This is a genomic window from Nostoc sp. 'Peltigera membranacea cyanobiont' 232 (genome assembly GCF_002245985.1).
In the GTDB taxonomy this organism is placed as follows: Bacteria; Cyanobacteriota; Cyanobacteriia; order Cyanobacteriales; family Nostocaceae; genus Nostoc.
On the sequence record NZ_NOLK01000045.1, the window covers coordinates 1 to 18,159 of the forward strand.

Here is an 18,159-nt window from a genome sequence, read left to right on the forward strand (position 1 = left end):
ATGGAGAATGGGGAATGGGGAATGGGGAAGAAGCAAGGGAGCAGGGAAATTAGTTTTCCCCTCCGCCTCTTTTCAATTCCCAATTCCCAATTCCCAATAATAAATAATAAATAAGGGCGCACATTTATTTGTACGCCCTAAAAGATAAATAATCTAAATAAAAAGGCTTTAAGCAGAGAGCTTAGTCAGTGTCAGCTGCTGTTGCTGCGCCTTCTTCTTCTTCACTCTTCGGTGGTCTTTGTTGGAACCTTCTCTGCATTCTTCCTGTCGTAGTTCGTTTACGAAACTTTCTGGCATACGCCTGGTTCCGTAGCGCCTTTTCTTTTTTCGGGTTACGGCGCTTGGCCATGTTCACCTCATTAAATAAACAACAAAAGAGTAGCAACTAGGCATCACGTAGGCAATATTAGCTACCAATATTATTGATATACTTGTAGCCTAGTGCAGCAATCAATACACTTTAAACAGTGTACTAGTCTACCGCATTCTACCTTACTTTGTCAATAAAAATTTTAAATAGTCCCCACCAGCTAGACGAAAAAACCTTTTTTTAGATTCAAATATGTTAAAGATATCTAAATTAGCTAACTAGTTATTGTTCCTAGAACAAACCAATAATTCGTCAAACGGTTTGAAATTTTGTCCTTGCTACTTTATTCGCTATAGGACTAGTATTTGATTTTTGAAATCCACGTAGGGTGCGTTAGCGTAGCGTAACGCACCATCAGCTAGGGATAGAGGTGTGTTAAGGGGTGATTATGGTTGCAGAAAAACTAATAGGTAACTCACTATCTTCGGTGCCAAAATTTTCAGAACCTGGTGTCAGTGGTGGCGCAGAAAAAACTTCTAAATAACTTGGTGTTGGTAAGAAACTAGCGAAAAGCGGACTAGAATAGTTTCCCCCCGATGTAGAATACCCAAAACCATCACGCGTTAACTGCTGAGTATTAAGACTAATTAAATTGTCAACGTCAAAAGGTTCGTTTCCTGGGATTGGAGTCTCTACAGGTTGGAGACCAGTAATTGTTTCACCATTTCGTGTACCAGTAATTTCCAAAATCTGATAAAAACCCAAATCGTTAGGAGTGTTATTAGTGGTAAAAGTACCAATTGCCTCTATACTAGTACCAGAATAATTCCACTTCCAAGTTAAAGCAGAGGCCGCTTCCATTGTACCGAAAACCAATCCAGATGTGATGGTGAGGACTATGGCAGATAGTAGAGCTAGATTTTTCATAGAGATTGTTTGGGCGATCGCAGTTTTTGTAAAGGATTTTCGTATATTAAACTTAATTATCAAGAATTTGGTGGCAATCTCAAGTGCGGCTTAATTACCTCTTCAGAATTCAGAATTTAGACTTAACTTATTCAGATTAATTTTTTGAAAGTTTGCTGAAAAAATATTAATTATAGCTGGTTTTAGCAAGGCTAATGTTATTTATAAACTGAAAAGTTTTTTGACTCAACAAATATCATGTATATATAAATACAGTGCTTCTATTGAAACTTGATGTTAAGATTAATAATATTCTACGTAAATCGTCAGAATAAAATCTCAACCCACAAACATTTTTGTATAAAACAAAACTCAACGAAAATTTTATGAGTTGAGTTGATGTAAGTGGTAGAGAAATATAGAATACAACATATAAATTTTGAAGATTGAACGTTATTGCTTTTTTTCCGGCAGCAGTCCAGTCCACACGTAGCTTATGGCGTATTGGACAAACAGTATTGGGTATTATATTTCGTCATCCCATTACTAGCACTAGTATCATCCCAATTTTACCCGATGGTCGAATAGTACTGATCCGACGGCGTGATGATGGTTTTTGGGCATTGCCTGGAGGCATAGTGGATTGGGGAGAAGATATTCCCAACACAGTCCGCCGGGAATTGGTGGAGGAAACCGGGCTAGAATTGCTGAAAATAAACCGTTTGGTAGGAGTTTACTCCGCACCAGACCGCGATCCCAGAATCCACTCAATTTGTATTGTGGTTGAAGCCGAGGTACATGGGACAATGGAAATTCAGGATACTTTAGAAGTCATGGAAATCCAAGCTTTCTCTCCCAATTTGTTACCTTCAGGACAGATGTCTCATGACCATACTCGGCAGTTGCAAGACTACTTGAATGGCTTGACAACATTGGCATAATAATATTTTGTCATTAGTTATTTGTCATTTGTCATTTGTCATTTGCCGCCAAAGTTCCGATCTAAGGAAGCCTCTCTTCTCTACGAGAGGCTGCGCCAACAAGACGTTACGCGAATGACTCAGACTTCTCTGTTTATAATTTGTCCAAAACTAATGACTAATGACCAATGACCAATGACAAATGACAAATGACTAATGACTAATGACCAATGACCAATGACCAATGACCAATGACAAATGACAAATGACAAATGACCAATAACCAATGACCAATGACTAATCTAAATTAAAATGGATACACTATTCCGTAACTCCCGGATAAAGCTCTCTCAAGGGCTAATATTCTGGCGTGAAGTCGGTGAAAAAACTCCTATAATTTTTCTACATGGTGCTTGGAATGAGAGCAGTCAATGGTTGTCTGTGATGGAGTCCCTTGCACAAGATTTTCATTGCTTCGCACCTGATTTGTTAGGGTTTGGTGAGTCTGAGAATCCAAATATCCATCATTCGATAGATTTACAAGTGGAGTGTTTGGCAGAATTTTTGCAAGCGGTCAAGCTAGAAAAAGTATATTTAGTAGGGCATTCTCTTGGGGGTTGGATTGCTGCTAGCTATGCTTTAAAGTATCCAGAGAGAGTTGCTGGTTTGGTGCTGGTTGCACCAGAGGGTGTAGAGATAGCTGGACTTGAAGAGTATTGCCGAAAGATGCGGCGACTATTGAATTATCCACCACTAATAGTTAAATTGTTGCGATCGCTAATTCCTTTAACTAAAATGCTGGGTTGGCATGAAAAAATTGCCCAAGACTTGCAATTACGTCAGGAATTGTTGCGTTACCCCATAGCTTGCCAGTTACTTTTCAAACGCCGACAAGTAGAAATTGATGCAGAATTAGTGCAAAAGCGGCTTTACATGATAGATGTGCCAGTTTTTATTCTACAAGGTGGCCAAGATACACCAGATGCTTTAGCCAAGAGCCGTGTTTATGCTCAACTGATGCCAAAAGTGGAATTGAAAATGATTTCCCATGCCGGAAATGATTTACCAGAATCTTGTGCTGGGGTTGTAGCGGTTGAGATTGGGGAGTTTATTAAAGGAAATTGGGCATAGCTTATTTAGGGGTAAACTTCTCTTTTAATTTTATGCTATCTGAGCTTTGGCTTGTCTCTTGTCCGTAAAATTCGGATTCCTATTTTTTATTCTCCATTACTATTTCCCGCATTCCCCAAAAAATTAAATTTTGTTCCACAATTAAATGTGCTGCAATTTCAGGATATAAGGCTTGTAAATAGTTTAGTAATAAAGTGCGATCGCCCCCTTTAATCGCAATTTTGCCATCAGGAAATAAATGCCACCACGCCTCAATAAAATCTTTGATTCCAGCTATTAAAGTGTAAATCACTCCACTTTGAATTGCGTCTGTAGTATTAAGTGCAAAACGTGGTGGTAAGAACGGAAAATTTTCTATTTTTACTAATGGTAATTGTCCTGTTTGTTGACCCAAACTTGCAAATTGCAAACCTAATCCCGGCAAAATTGCCCCTCCAACTAGACACTCATTAGCATCCGCAGCTGTAAAAGTTAGCGCTGTCCCCGCATCAATTACCAACATGGGAAAACCCCACATTTTGCCTGCACCCCACAAAGCTAAAGCGCGGTCAATTCCTAGTGTGGGATAAACACCTTTTAGTGATACTTGGTCTAATGTAATAACATGAGTATTTGGGTAAGTTTGCCAAATAGCAGTTTGGCTGGGAACTACGGAGGCGACGAAGAGACGGCAAAGGGGCAGAGTGTTTGTGAAAAATTCACCTTGTGGAAAAATTTTTTTTAGTAAATCATTCAGGGTTTGAGATTCAGCCAACTGTTGTATAACAGATTCAGGAAGATAGTCAGTATCCCAAGCTGAGTAAAGCGTCTCACCAACAAACAACGCCCAATGCAGTCGGGAATTACCAATTTCCAACCCTAGCCAAATTTCCTCTATGTCCCTCTGCGGTTTCACACTTTTAACTTTTTTAAGTCAGCTATAGGTTTTTTAATAAAAATTAACATTCAAGCCGTGTAACAATAAAAGAAGAGGAAGAAATACTCATTGTGTCAAGGAGGGAGTTATGGTAGCGCTCACCGAAAAAACTGAAAAACGGCTCACCATACAGACTGTAGAAATCGGTCAAGAGACGACGGCTATTCGCTCTTTGGACTGGGATCGCGATCGCTTCGATATTGAGTTTGGGTTGCAAAACGGTACTACTTATAACTCGTTTCTCATCCGTGGAGAGCAGACTGCCTTAGTTGATACCTCTCACGAAAAGTTTCGTCAACTATATTTTGATACGCTCACTGGACTAATCAAGCCAACAGATATTGATTATTTAATTATCAGCCATACCGAGCCTGACCATAGCGGTTTAGTTAAAGATTTGCTGCAAATAGCTCCAGAAATTACCGTTGTCGGCTCTAAGGTGGCGATTCAGTTTCTTGAGGATTTCGTACATCAACCATTTAAGCGGCGGATTGTGAAAAATGGCGATCGCTTAGATTTGGGCAATGGTCATGAATTTGAATTTGTGATTGCCCCAAATTTACATTGGCCGGATACCATTTTCAGCTTCGACCACAAAACTAAAACTCTCTACACCTGCGACGCTTTTGGGTTGCACTATTGCTCAGATAGCACCTTTGATGAAGACTTAGCAGCGATCGAAGAAGATTTCCATTACTACTACGATTGCTTGATGGGGCCAAATGCCCGATCGGTTTTGTCTGCCCTTAAACGCATGGCGGAACTGAAAACCATCAGTATGATTGCCACAGGACACGGCCCATTATTGTCTCACAATGTTGAGGAATTAGTTGGACGTTACCGCAGTTGGAGCCAAACCCAAACCAAACCAGAGACAGTGATTGGCATCTTTTACGTTTCCGAATACGGATATAGCGATCGCCTCGCGCAAGCAATTGCTAATGGTATCGGTAAAACCGGTGTCGCTGTGGAAATTGTCGATTTGGGATCGGAAGTCGATTTACAAGAACTACGGGAACTAGTAAGCCGATGTGCAGGGCTAATTGTTGGCTTACCTCCGGCTTCTGGGGCTGCGAGCATCCAATCTGCACTCAGCACAGTTTTAGGATCTGCCAGAGAAAAGCAAGCTATCGGCGTGTTTGAAAGTGGTGGTGGCGATGATGAGCCGATAGATCCTTTGGTGAGTAAATTCCGTAATTTGGGTTTGACAACAGTTTTTCCAGCGATTCGGATTAAACAAACGCCTACAGAAAATACCTACAAGCTGTGTGAAGAAGCAGGTACAGATTTAGCTCAATGGGTAACACGCGATCGCAGCATCAAAGCGATGAAATCCCTTGGTGCTGACTTAGATAAAGCCCTTGGTAGACTTAGCGGCGGACTCTATATTATTACTGCCAAAAAAGGTGATGTATCCAGTGCCATGCTAGCCTCGTGGGTTGCTCAATCCAGCTTCAAACCCTTGGGATTTTCCATTGCAGTCGCCAAAGATCGGGCAATTGAATCACTCATGCAAGTAGGCGATCGCTTTGTTCTTAACATCTTAGAAGAAGGCAATTTCCAACCACTCATGAAGCACTTTCTGAAACGATTCGCCCCTGGTGCCGATCGCTTTGAAGGAGTGAGAACTCAGCCAGCCGAAAATGGTGCGCCTATCCTCAACGATGCCCTCGCGTACATGGAGTGCGAAGTCGTCAGTAGAATGGATTGCGGCGACCATTGGGCAGTATATAGCACCGTCTACGCCGGACGAGTTTCTAAACCCGATGCTTTAACTGCTGTGCATCACCGCAAAGTTGGAAATCACTATTAGGGATTGGGGACTGGGGACTAGGGACTGGGGACTAGGGACTAGGTACTAGGGACTAGGAACTGGGGAAGAGTTTTCTAAATACCCAATCCCCAATCCCCAATCCCCAATCACCAGTACCCAATCCCCAATAAAGCTATGTCAACAAATAAACCCCGTGATGTTCAAGTTTATCCAATAGCTACAGATACAAGAATATTGCGATCGCGCAGTTGGTCAAGGCTCAGATTTGAAATTGAATATGCTCTTGCTAAGGGTACAACAGCTAATTCTTATTTAATCGAAAGCGATAAAACTGCCATCATTGACCCTCCAGGGGAAACGTTTACGGAAATTTATTTAGAAGCCTTGCAGCAGCGTTTCCATCTGGAAGACTTAGATTATGTAATTTTGGGACACGTAAATCCTAACCGCGCTACAACTTTAAAAGCTTTATTAGAAATTGCTCCGCAAATCACCTTTGTCTGTTCTAATCCAGGGGCGATAAATTTACGTAGTGCGCTGGAAAATCCAGATTTGCAAATTCTTGTCATGCGGGGTGAAGAAACCCTAGATTTGGGCAATGGGCATAATTTACAATTTATTCCCACCCCTAATCCCCGTTATGCAGATCAACTTTGCACCTACGATCCGCAAACAGAAATTCTGTACACAGATAAGTTATTTGGGGCCCACCTTTGTGGAGATCAGGTATTTGATGAAGGCTGGGAAGTATATAACGAAGATCGGCGCTATTATTTTGATTGCCTCATGGCTCCCCACGCCCGTCAAGTAGAAACAGCATTGGATAAACTAGCCGATTTTCCCGTGCGAATGTATGCCACTGGACACGGGCCTTTGGTGCGCTATGGCTTAATTGAATTGACCAAGGCTTATCGAGAATGGAGTCAACAGCAAACATCTGCTGACTTGACAGTGGCGCTAATTTATGCATCAGCTTATGGAAATACAGCCACATTAGCCCAAGCGATCGCTCGTGGGATGACCAAAGCTGGCGTTGCTGTAGAATCCATTAACTGCGAATTTACCGAACCAGAAGAAATCCGGGCGGCTGTGGAAAAAGCCGGTGGTTTCATCATGGGTTCTCCAACCCTCGGCGGTCATGCACCTACACCGGTGCAAACAGCTTTAGGAATTGTGTTATCCACCGCAACGAACAATAAACTTGCTGGTGTTTTTGGTTCCTTTGGCTGGAGTGGGGAAGCGGTTGATTTAATTGAAGGTAAATTAAAAGATGCTGGCTATCGGTTTGGTTTTGACACCATCCGCGTAAAATTTAAACCCGATGATGCCACCTTACAATTGTGTGAAGAAGCTGGAACTGACTTTGCCCAAGCATTGAAAAAAGCTAGAAAAGTGCGATCGCCAAGTCTTCCTGCTACTACTGTAGAACAAGCAGTTGGTCGGATTGTCGGTTCTTTGTGCGTTCTGACAGCCAAAGAAGGCGATCGCTCCAGTGCTATGTTAGCCTCTTGGGTGGCTCAAGCTAGCTTTAATCCGCCTGGTTTAACCATAGCTGTCGCTAAAGACCGAGCAGTAGAAACATTGACACACTCAGGAAACAAATTTGTCCTCAACATTCTCAAAGAAGGCAATCATTTGGGATTGATGAAGCACTTCCTCAAACCCTTCGGCCCAGGACAAGATAGATTTGCCGATGTCGCCGCAGAAGTTGCTGAAAACGGTTCTCCCATACTTACTGATGCCTTAGCATATCTGGAATGTTCCGTACAAAACCGGATGGAATCTGGCGACCATTGGCTGGTTTATGCAACTGTTGAGAATGGCAAAGTGCTAAATCAAGATGGTGTTACAGCTGTGCATCATCGTAAGTCGGCAACTCATTATTAATTGGAAATGGGAAATGGGGAATGGGGCATTGGGCATTGGGTATGCTTATTCTCCTTCATTCCCCTTTAAAATGATTATCATTATTGTTTATGGAATAGTTTATTTTCTGGAAGTCCCAATAAACCAAGCAAAACGATATAGCTAAAATCATCTCTTTTACCTGAAAGTCTTGTTTAGCAAGGATTATTGTTTTTCTATCTGGAGTCAGTAGATGAAAGCAGACTATTTAGAGGAATCGCTTCTCCGTGAGTTGGAGGAGCGTTTGCTTCAAGCGGATGTACGAAAGTCAGCTAAGGATGTTATGGACTTACTTGCTGACGAGTTCATTGAGTTCGGAAGCTCAGGGCGTGTTTTTAATAAACAGCAAATTATCGATAGCTTGCAAAATGAACCCATCGAACCCGTGACTCAAAGATCGATAACAGAATTCAAAACCTTAGTTTTGGCAACAAGGGTTATTTTAGCTCAAACAGCAGAAGCCTCACACCCACTCTTAGGGGTGTGAGATGAATGCGCGGGAGTGGGGAGAAATGGTGATTAATGTATTCTGGCGCAGCCAGAACAATTAATTGCCATATCGAGCCATGACCTATATTCATTCTGGACTATTTTGACTTTCAATATATTCTTTGAGTTTTGAAATTGTAACTCCACCACAACTTGCAACGAAATAAGATCCGTTCCAAAACGCATCTTTCCAGAAGAACTTTTCTAGATGCTCGGCATATTCTTGGCGTAATCTGCGCGAGGTAACAGATTTAATGTTATTTACAAGTTTACTAAGCTGCAAGTCTGGATGGTACTGAAACAGCAGGTGTACATGATCTTCTTCTCCATTGAATTCCACTAACTTGCAATCCCACTTTTGGAGCAAGTCAACTAAAATATCCTCCAGTCTTTTCAACATTTCTAAAGTAAAGGCTTTGCGCCTATATTTGGTGGTCAGAACTAAGTGAGCTTTTAAATCACTCACTGACCGACCTTTGGCTACAAAATCATTTTTCATTAAAAATAAAGAACATTATGGTATTATTGGTGTAGCTTTAAATCATAACACCCATTCAGCCAATAGGATGAAAGTAACCTACCAGTACCGACTAGAGCCTAAATCAAATCAAAAACTAATTCTTAACAAATGGCTTAGAATTTGTCGGTACTGGTATAACCGCCAATTGGGTGAACGCTTCTCTTGGTGGGAAAATAACCGCCATGCTATAAATAGTTGTCCAATCTTTGTAACCAGGCTCCCACAGCTACTAGACCGACCTAACTATTTTACACAGAAGCTCCAGTTACCAGTCATCAAAAAAGACTTGAACATTGTTCAATGGTCAGGTGAATTACTTGATTTTAAAAATGTAGATTCAACTGTTCTACAGGATGTTTGCAAGCGAGTTGATAAAGCTTTTGAGCGTTTTGTGATTGGGGATTCTCAGGGTTTTCGTTCTGGAAAACCACGCTTCAAAACTGAAGCTAGCTTCAAAACCATGACGTTTGCAACAGCTAATAATGAATGGATAAAGTTAAAACGGATAAACTGGCTATATATTCGTTTGCCGCATCTTGGGATGTTTAAGGTTCGGATGCACCGACCTATAACTGACGGATTTACTCTTAAACAAACTAGCGTTACTAGAAAGGCTGATGGCTGGTACATCCAGATGGTACTGGAAGATGTAACCATTCCAAGCCAAACCATCGATTTTATCCCTAACTGGGACAACTCAATGGGCATTGATGCTGTGTTGCAAGGTAATGACTATCTTGCAACATCAGTTGGTGAAAAGCTTCCATCTTTAAAACCGCTACGGAAGAATCAAGCCAAGCTAGATCGTATTTCTGTTAAACGAAACAAACGCAAGCGTGGGTCTAAATCTCGTCGTAAGTTGGCAAAACGTGAAGCTAAACAGCATCAAAAAATTGCCAGAAGTCGAAAAGATTTTCAGTACAAAACGGCTCATAAACTTGTCAGAAGTGGAAAGAAGTTTTTCTTCTACGAAGACCTAAACCTCAAAGGGCTAACCCGACGTAATAAAGCTAAACAGGATGAGAATGGAAGGTATCTTCCCAATGGGCAATCTGCTAAGTCAGGACTGAATAAGTCATGGGCTGATGGTGCTTTTGGACAATTTTTTGAGATATTACAGCGTATAGCCGAAAAAGCTGGCGCTGTAGTAGTTTCACAGAACCCACAATATACTTCAATGATTCTCAGTTACCGCAATGAAATTATTTTTACGGATTGCAGTATCAGAGAATATTGGGATGAGAAAAATACTTTGATGGTTGACCGCGATATTAACAGCGCAGTCAACTTAAAAAGACTAGGGTTGGGCATTTTCCCTAGTATAAAACGCCGTAGCGGGAAACTGGACATAGTTGGAACTATGGACGATAGTACCACGAAGGAAATCCTTCATACCCTTCATTGGGCTGTTGGAAGCCTACACTGTAACCGTCTCGGTTCAGTGTAGGAGATGTCACTAACCTATCATATAGTCAGATATCTATCTGGCGAACAGCCTGTTAATTCACTGCGAAGTTCCATCTGGAAATTTAACAACGATCGATGGAAAATAATTTTTCATCAGGGGACTCTGGTTAGAGAATCATAGTGTAGTGCAGGTTTTGGATAAAAAAGGCTCAAGCATTTCTGCCTGAGCCTTTTCTAGATTCAACTAAATGATTTTCGCTTATTTAGCTTAGTAGCGGCCACCACCGCCACCACCACCACGGTTGTAGCCGCCGCCGCCACCGCCGCGATTACCACCACCACCACCAAAGGAACCACCTCTGTCTTCTCTGGGCTTGGCCTTATTCACTTTAAGGTCACGACCCAGCCATTCAGCACCATCAAGGGCTTCAATAGCTTTGGTTTCTTCATCTTCTGAACTCATTTCCACGAAAGCAAAGCCGCGTAAACGACCTGTTTCACGGTCAGTAGGTAGCTGAACGCGCTTTACAGAACCATATTCTGCAAAAACAGTACTCAGCGCATCTTGTGTAACATCATAGGAGAGGTTACCAACGTAAATTGACATTAAATGTCTCCAAAATCATAAGTTTGTAGAGATTTAGATTTCGGAGAGAAGTCTGTAATACCAAAAGGGAAAAGCCTGTCAATACTAAAAACAAACACTGTCGCCGAATTAATTCTCATTTCACCTTCCATGATTGCATAGCAATTCACTTTCAGGGAGGAAGTTTGATAAAATGTTATAAAAAGTTATATTGCCATTTAAGAGCTAGGTACTGTGTAGTTCTAAAATGGGTGAAGCTATAGCCGCCAGCCACAGCCACCCAATAAACTAACTCTCCACTCTCTTTTCTAAATATTGACCAATCATCAACTGCTCGCCAGCACGAGAGATAATAGTTTGTCTGGTGCGGTATTTGCTGCCAATTAGCTTTAACTCTTCCTCAAATACTGAACCGTTGTATTCAGTTCGCAAACACAGTGTTTTCGGGTTGGAGAAATAATAATGGGCGGTGACTGGTTTAGATATGGCAAAACCGCGATCGCGATACAAGGTATTTCCCATCACCCCAAATATTGTTGAACCTTGCGATTCTTTCTTTGTCTTCAGCACGTCCGTACTTTCCCAGACAATTGCCGCACCACAAATTAAACTCCCTACATCAGATAAATCGTGCATCTGAGCTAGCTTTTGCAATTCATCACAGCCCTGCTCTAGAAAATTGATCGTAACTATACTCTCTATCTCCTTAGTTTCTCCTTCCGGTAGCGTGTAGTAGCGTCGTTGCGATCGCCACTTACCTGCTGATTCATGGAAAAATTCGGAAATCTGAGATTCATCAGTGGTTTGTGCAATTTTGAACAGAGATGTCACGCCTTACCTTCCTCACCTAATGCAAATATATTTCTGGCAAAAAAGTTCATTCTTACCTGTTGTTATGTACTTATCGCCCTGTTTCTTGCCATATTACGCAAGGAGGGTAAGAAAAAATAGTGTTTTCCACTACATTATAGACATAAAAAAGCAATAAATCTTTAATATTCGTAATAAGCCAAAATATCTGTAACTATCAGTAGTTGTAGTAATATCGAATAAATATGTAGAAATAATAATATTTATTGTAATATCGCTAATGTTATGGCATATAAAATTTTTATATCTTGAGAAAAAACCAGGTTTCTCCTATAGGTAGATTCCAGAAAACAGACAAATATTTATACTAAGTTTATAATTTATTAATTGCAAGAAGATTATCTACCTCTGCGTAAGAAGTAGAACGGTGAGAAATTTTGGACTTTTGTGGGAAAACAGTAGTTTTTAATCAAAAAAATTACTGTCAGACAGCTGATGAATTCTCGCCGTTTTTGTTAATGATATCTCTCAAAATTACTTAGTAAAACACGGCTGTTTAACCCCAAAAGCTCCCCAATAGGAGAAAAACAAATGATTTTGGACATAAATAAGCCGCAGAAACAGGTGAAAAGGAAAGATCCCGTAGTCGCTAACCAACTAATAAATATCCAGTTAAATTCAGTTGTAAAGACTGGGGTGGCGATGCCTGGGTTGAGCTGCGCCTATGCAGATTTAAAGAGTAGACTTCTTGCAAACAATACTTGTGGAACTGGTAGAAAAGCGAAAGGGAAAAATTACTTCCTTACCTCCGCTTCTGTAAGAAGTTTATTAATTTCCTGTTTGTTAGGTATAGGATTGCTGACGGCGAGTTGCGGTTCGTCGCCCAAAGAATCAGCAGATGCACAATCTCAGAGTCCTGGAAGTAGCGAACGGAGTGGCGGAACACCTGTAGATGTGGCGATCGCTCGAACTGACTTGCTACAAAAACAACCAGAATATACAGGTAATACAATACCCTTCCGCATCGTATCGCTGCGATCGCAGGTAGAAGGCCGCTTGTTGGCTTTGAACTTAGATGTGGGCGATACAGTAAAGCTTGGGCAAAACGTCGGGCAGTTAGATGATGCCATCCTTTCGACCGAATTAAAGCAAGCAGAAGCCGAACTAGCAGCCCTGAAATCAGAAGTAGCTAGGGCAAATAATCAGGTAAGTAATGCCCGTGCTGACGTTGAAAAGGCACGGTTAGAGGTTCTACAAGCTCAGGCAGATTCAGAACGGCAACAGAAGTTATTTAAAGCTGGAGCGATCGCAGAACAAACTGCCCAGCAATCACGTACCCAGGCAAAAACAGCAGCCCAGGCACTGCGGGCAGCCCAAGAGCAAGTCCGTACAGAACAGCAAGCCGTCGCCGCCGCCCAAGGTAGGGTACTTGCCCAGCAGGCATTGGTTGCCCAAGCCAAAGAACGTAGGTCTTACACTCGGCTGACATCTCCGATCGCTGGCATAGTTACAGAAAAGGTGACAGAACCGGGCAATCTTCTACAAGCAGGGAATGAAGTCGTCAAAATTGGCGATTTTAACCGTGTAAAAGTTGTTGTGCAAGTTTCCGAATTAGAACTAGCACAAATTCAGGTTGGACAGTCTGTACAAGTTCGCTTAGATGCCTTTCCCGATCGAGGATTAATTGGGAGAGTTACCCGCATTTCTCCAGCTGCCGATGCCACCGCTCGATTAATACCTGTAGAGGTTGTAATTCCCAACGCTCAAGGCAAAATTGGCAGTGGACTGCTAGCGCGAGTCAACTTTGAAAACCAGACTCAACAGCGCGTAATCGTGCCACAAACAGCTATTCAAAAACAAGCAGGAGCAGCAAAGGGAGCAGGAAAAGAGCAAGAAAACACATCAGGGACGCTATTTGTGGTGAAAGACACAGATGGTAAAACGAAAGTAGCGACGCGTGCTGTCACCTTAGGACAAAAGGCTGATGGCAAAGTAGAAATTCTATCTGGCTTACAAGCGGGAGAGCGCTATGTTGTTCGTAGTGGTAAGCCGTTAAAAGAAGGTGACACTGTAAGTCTTTCAATTCTTTCAGAAAAGCAATAGTAGGGTGGGTAATAACCACCGTATTAATGAAAAAAGTACTCAGTAGTCAGCACTTAGCACTTATCACTTAGTATCATGCAACAGGCAAACAATAATAATGGCAATGGTGGATTTAGCCTTAGTGCGATCGCTATCCGCCAACACATTGGCACACTCATGCTCACCGTGGCAGTAATTGTCATTGGGGTATTTTTTCTCACAACGATCCAAGTCGATCTCTTACCATCAATTACCTATCCACGAATTGGCGTTCGGCTAGAAGCCCCTGGGATTTCCCCAGAAGTAGCAGTAGATGAAATCACCAGACCCTTAGAAGAAGCTTTAGCTGCAACCGAAAATGTAGTGCAAGTTTTCTCCCGTACCCGTGAAGGACAGGTAAGCCTCGATTTATACTTCCAACCGGGAGGCGATATTGACCAAGCCCTAAACGATGCTACTGCTGCTTTTAATCGGGGTCGAGGGCAACTGCCAGATACGATAGAGGAGCCGCGATTATTTAAAGTCGATCCCTCTCAATTGCCGGTTTATGAATTAGCGCTAACATCTGCTTCTTTGCCTGGCAAAGACTTACGTGTATTTGCTGATGAAGAATTAAACCGCGAACTTAGTGTCGTGCCAGGAGTTGCCTCAGTTGATGTATCTGGTGGTGCAGAAGAAGAAGTACGCGTGCTTGTTGATTTAAACCGATTGCAAGCTTTGGGTGTAGGGTTAAATGATGTCTTAGATGAATTAACAGCCCGGAATCAAGATACTTCTGGTGGTCGGATTCTAGGGCAAAATTCCGAGCCATTGACTCGAACTGTCGGACGCTTCCAAAATGCCAAGGAAATTGAAAACCTTTCCTTGGAAGTTTCCTCCCCTACCTCCTCTACCTCCCCTACCTCCTCTGCCTCCCCTACTCCTTCCCGCCGCGTCTACTTGCGAGATTTTGCTGAGGTAATTGACGATACAGAAGAGCAGCGAGTATTTGTTTACCTCAATCGTCAGCCTGCGGTGAAATTTTCAATTCAAAAGCAGCCTGAAGCCAACACGATCGCAGTTGTAGATGCTGTTAAACGGCGAATTGAACAATTACGGCAATCGGGTTTAATTCCAGCAGACATGACTTTGAGTCCTACCACAGATGAATCTGTCTTTATTCGCAATTCTTTAAATGATGTCATCTTTTCGGGGATTTCTGGGGCATTGTTAGCAGCAGCAGCCGTGTTGTTATTTTTGGGATCGTTTAGGCAAACATTGATTATCAGTTTGACGATTCCACTGTGTACTTTGGCAGCGATCGCTTTAATGAAAATCTTTGGCTTGACTTTGAATGTGTTTAGTTTGGCAGGTTTGACATTAGGAGTCGGTCAAGCAATTGACACATCGGTTGTGATCTTAGAGAACATTTCCGAAAAAGCAGGCATGACTCCCAATCAGAAAGAGATGGAGGCAGAGGGACAGAAGAAAAATTCAAAATTCTTTATTGACAGTGCGATCGCAGCTTCCCAAGAAGTAGAATCTGCTTTAGTTGCTGCTACAGGTGCAAACTTAGTTTCTGTAGTGCCATTCCTCTTAATTGGCGGCTTTATTGCACTGCTATTTAATGAACTAATTTTGACAATTAGCTTCGCAGTCGCAGCATCCCTTGTCGTCGCTATTACAGTAGTGCCGATGCTATCTTCTCGACTTTTGGGAATTCCCTGGTCTAGTCGGATTAGTGAATTTTGGCTGCTTAGACAGTTTAACCACCGATTTGAAGATGCTACGCGGGGATACGGTAACTTCCTAACCAGGGTTTTACGCTATAGGGTTCTTGTAGTAACTGCTGCTTTGCTAATTTTAGGCGGTAGTAGCTTCTTGATGTTTGGTCAAATTCCCCAAGAAATTTTACCCCGCATCAGTACTGGTCAAGCTAACTTGAGAGCGCAGTTTCCCCCCGGTACACCTTTAGCAACTTCTGAAAAAGTTATGCAAATTGTCGATGACATTTTGCTCAAACAACCAGAAACCGAGTCTGCTTTCACAACTGTGGGTGGTAATCTATTTGGCAGCAATACTACAGAAAATCCTTTACGTGCCAGCAGCACCATCAATCTTAAACCAGGCACAGATGTCGAAGCCTTCGTCAAAAAAGTAACTCAGGAATTTAACAAACTTAACTTAGCAGGAATTCTGCTGCGCCTCAATCCCGGTCAAGTGCGGGGTTTAATCTTGAGTAATTCTCCAGTGCAAGGGTCAGATGTTGACGTGATTTTGCAAGGTGAGAATGAAGAAAACTTAACGCAAGCAGGGGCGCAAGTGTTGCAAGCATTGCAAGAAAGGGCAAAATTAGCGACATTCCGACCAGATGCCGACCCCCGACAACCGGAAATCCAAATTCGCCCTGACTGGGAAAGGGTTTCGGCTTTAGGGTTGAGCGCCAGGCAAATTGGTGCAACAGTTCAAACAGCAATTGAAGGTTCAGTTCCTACACAAATTCAACGCGGTAATCGTTTAGTTGATGTGCGGGTACAGCTAAATAAAGAAGCAATTCAGCGTCCTTCCCAGCTAAAGCAATTACCGCTATTTACAGAAAATAATCAACTAATCCGGCTTTCAGATGTTGCAAACATTCAAGAAGGTCAAGCGCCTGGTGAAGTGCAACGGATTAATCAGCGTCAAGCTTTTATTGTCGCAGGAAATCTCAGTGAGGGAGCTAGTCTTGGTGAGGCGATCGCAGAAGTCAACGAGGTACTCAAGGATGTAGACTTACCTGATGGTGTTTCAATTGTGCCTAGTTCTGCCCAAGAAACTAATCAGCAACTTCAAGATGCTTTAAAAACTTTGGGAGCGTTGGCAACGTTCTTAATCTTTGTAGTTATGGCGGTGCAATACAATTCGCTGATTGACCCATTGGTAATTATGTTCACCGTACCACTGGCTTTAGCTGGGGGAATTTTTGGACTTTACATTACCCAAACTGCAATTGGCGCAACTGTAATTGTTGGTGTTGTGCTGCTGGTGGGAATTGTGGTGAACGCAGGGATTTTAATGGTAGAACTGGCAAACCAAATTCGGGATGAGGAAGGTTGTAGTCGCCAAATTGCGATCGTGAAAGCTGCTCCTCAACGCTTGCGCCCGATTATCATGACCACAGTGACCACCATTTTGGGACTGTTCCCCTTAGCATTAGGCATTGGCGAAGGTTCTGAGTTTTTGCAGCCTTTAGGGATTGTAGTTTTCTTTGGGATGGCGATCGCAACAATGCTGACACTATTTATCATCCCCTGTTTTTATATCCTGCTGCACGATTTGCTAGGTGGAAATTGGGCGAAGCCAGTGTTAATCCGGTTGCGTGGATTTACGAAAAAATTTATTTGAGTTCCTGAGAGGGATTAAATTTTTCAACACGTTGCACACTTAAATTTAAATTAACGCGATCTACCAACAAGTTTTTTGTTGGTAGATTGCGTTAACTAAGCTTTTTTCACACATTGTCTAATATGTCAACACATAAGTTCTGACTTAGATTTTTTATAAAGATTGCGTAAAATTACTAGTTATTGTGATAAGGCATTACCAGAATTGCTTTATAAATCAACATACGAGTATATGTAAACTCACTGAGCAGGCACACATTAACCGCTATTTATCTAGCAAGTATATAGCAGTTCAAAAGTGAGGTTTTGCTGTTTGATTTAACCCACCCGGCATAGCATTTTCTCAATCAATATCGAAGAGGACAGAAATATGACAATAGTAACCAAAATAGCCTTGTCTCTTCTAGGAGCAGCAGGAATTAGTTTTTTGTCTTTGACACCAGCGAGAGCCGTTATCTTGGTAGAACCCATTGTGACGACTCAAAATCAAGACATCCTCAAGTTAAAAAACCCAAGAATCCTTACAGATTATCAACCAGGGCAAGTAATAGAATATGGTGTGCCAGATGTAGCTAATAACTTTCAAAATGATACTGGATACGATATACAAAGCTTGGTCTTTGATTTAAAAACGCTCTCCTACTCCTATAGTAATCCTGAATCTACTCCAGCGTATAATAACGAGCCTGTGGAGTGGGGAGATGTTAATGGAGATGGGAAGATCGGTTCCTCTACTAACCCCGATCTAAATAATATTTTTAAAGACATTACCATCAGTGGCAGTACTATTACTTTTAGTGGTGGCGTAATCCCAAACGGAACCCTATTTTACAATCCCTTTGCTACACTACCGAATCTAGCACCCGGTGGTGGAATCGTTCCACCAATACCAGCAGAGCAAACAGATAAAGATGGGCCGATCAGAGTGGCAGCTTATTACACCGCCGTTCCTGAATCAACTAACGTTTTGGGTGTATTAGTCCTTGGTGCTTTAGGTGTAGCTTTAAAATTAAAGCGATCGCTACATGGTTATTAGGGACA

15 protein-coding genes are annotated in these 18,159 nt (G+C 42.1%); 9 read left to right on the plus strand and 6 right to left on the minus strand.

The annotated features are described in order from the left end of the window. Positions 1-181: 181 nt before the first annotated feature. Complete coding sequence (locus tag CDG79_RS42430; protein ID WP_012412073.1) at positions 182-349, minus strand: hypothetical protein; 168 nt, start codon at positions 347-349, stop codon at positions 182-184. Between the two features lie 396 nt (positions 350-745). Then, positions 746-1,237 (minus strand): PEP-CTERM sorting domain-containing protein, encoded by a 492-nt coding sequence (locus CDG79_RS16855; RefSeq protein ID WP_094343141.1) that lies wholly within the window; start codon positions 1,235-1,237, stop codon positions 746-748. A gap of 425 nt (positions 1,238-1,662) precedes the next feature. Here CDG79_RS16855 and CDG79_RS16860 point away from each other — a divergent pair, with 425 nt between their 5' ends. Together CDG79_RS16860 and CDG79_RS16865 are read left to right on the plus strand one after the other, a co-directional pair. Continuing rightward, on the plus strand, positions 1,663-2,157 hold the full coding sequence (locus tag CDG79_RS16860) for an NUDIX hydrolase (RefSeq protein ID WP_094343142.1): 495 nt from the start codon (positions 1,663-1,665) through the stop codon (positions 2,155-2,157). Between the two features lie 291 nt (positions 2,158-2,448). Continuing rightward, complete coding sequence (locus CDG79_RS16865; protein WP_094343143.1) at positions 2,449-3,267, plus strand: alpha/beta fold hydrolase; 819 nt, start codon at positions 2,449-2,451, stop codon at positions 3,265-3,267. Positions 3,268-3,346: 79 nt separating this feature from the next. Here the strand turns inward: CDG79_RS16865 and CDG79_RS16870 are convergent, their stop codons facing one another. Further along, on the minus strand, positions 3,347-4,162 hold the full coding sequence (locus tag CDG79_RS16870) for a pantothenate kinase (RefSeq protein WP_094343144.1): 816 nt from the start codon (positions 4,160-4,162) through the stop codon (positions 3,347-3,349). A gap of 109 nt (positions 4,163-4,271) precedes the next feature. Here CDG79_RS16870 and CDG79_RS16875 point away from each other — a divergent pair, with 109 nt between their 5' ends. From CDG79_RS16875 to CDG79_RS16885, 3 genes are all read left to right on the plus strand, one after another. Then, positions 4,272-5,996: a diflavin flavoprotein gene (locus CDG79_RS16875; protein WP_094343145.1), complete on the plus strand. Its 1,725-nt coding sequence runs from the start codon at positions 4,272-4,274 to the stop codon at positions 5,994-5,996. A 135-nt stretch (positions 5,997-6,131) separates the two neighbouring features. Next, the gene (locus CDG79_RS16880) at positions 6,132-7,844 is read left to right on the plus strand and encodes a diflavin flavoprotein (protein ID WP_094343146.1); all 1,713 of its coding nucleotides are present in this window, start codon (positions 6,132-6,134) and stop codon (positions 7,842-7,844) included. Positions 7,845-8,055: 211 nt separating this feature from the next. Further along, complete coding sequence (locus tag CDG79_RS16885; RefSeq protein ID WP_094343147.1) at positions 8,056-8,349, plus strand: nuclear transport factor 2 family protein; 294 nt, start codon at positions 8,056-8,058, stop codon at positions 8,347-8,349. A gap of 90 nt (positions 8,350-8,439) precedes the next feature. On the opposite strand, the gene tnpA is transcribed toward CDG79_RS16885, so the two are convergent. Then, positions 8,440-8,850, minus strand: coding sequence for an IS200/IS605 family transposase (gene tnpA, locus CDG79_RS16890; RefSeq protein ID WP_094343148.1), 411 nt, complete (start codon positions 8,848-8,850; stop codon positions 8,440-8,442). Positions 8,851-8,917: 67 nt separating this feature from the next. On the opposite strand from tnpA, the gene CDG79_RS16895 reads away from it, so the two are divergent. Continuing rightward, positions 8,918-10,318, plus strand: a complete 1,401-nt coding sequence (locus CDG79_RS16895; protein WP_094343177.1) for an RNA-guided endonuclease InsQ/TnpB family protein — start codon at positions 8,918-8,920, stop codon at positions 10,316-10,318. Positions 10,319-10,546: 228 nt separating this feature from the next. Here CDG79_RS16895 and CDG79_RS16900 read toward each other — a convergent pair whose 3' ends face one another. Both CDG79_RS16900 and CDG79_RS16905 read right to left on the minus strand, forming a co-directional pair. Then, positions 10,547-10,885: an RNA recognition motif domain-containing protein gene (locus CDG79_RS16900; protein WP_094343149.1), complete on the minus strand. Its 339-nt coding sequence runs from the start codon at positions 10,883-10,885 to the stop codon at positions 10,547-10,549. A 267-nt stretch (positions 10,886-11,152) separates the two neighbouring features. Further along, a complete protein-coding gene (locus CDG79_RS16905) occupies positions 11,153-11,695 on the minus strand; it encodes a phycobiliprotein lyase (RefSeq protein ID WP_094343150.1) in 543 nt (180 codons plus the stop codon). Between the two features lie 570 nt (positions 11,696-12,265). On the opposite strand from CDG79_RS16905, the gene CDG79_RS16910 reads away from it, so the two are divergent. The 3 genes from CDG79_RS16910 (at position 12,266) to CDG79_RS16920 (ending at position 18,154) form a co-directional block, all read left to right on the plus strand. Then, positions 12,266-13,777, plus strand: coding sequence for an efflux RND transporter periplasmic adaptor subunit (locus CDG79_RS16910; protein ID WP_223278187.1), 1,512 nt, complete (start codon positions 12,266-12,268; stop codon positions 13,775-13,777). 75 nt (positions 13,778-13,852) lie between these two features. Next, complete coding sequence (locus tag CDG79_RS16915; protein WP_094343151.1) at positions 13,853-17,119, plus strand: efflux RND transporter permease subunit; 3,267 nt, start codon at positions 13,853-13,855, stop codon at positions 17,117-17,119. Positions 17,120-17,488: 369 nt separating this feature from the next. Beyond that, on the plus strand, positions 17,489-18,154 hold the full coding sequence (locus tag CDG79_RS16920; protein WP_094343152.1) for a hypothetical protein: 666 nt from the start codon (positions 17,489-17,491) through the stop codon (positions 18,152-18,154). The last annotated feature ends 5 nt before the right edge of the window (positions 18,155-18,159 follow it).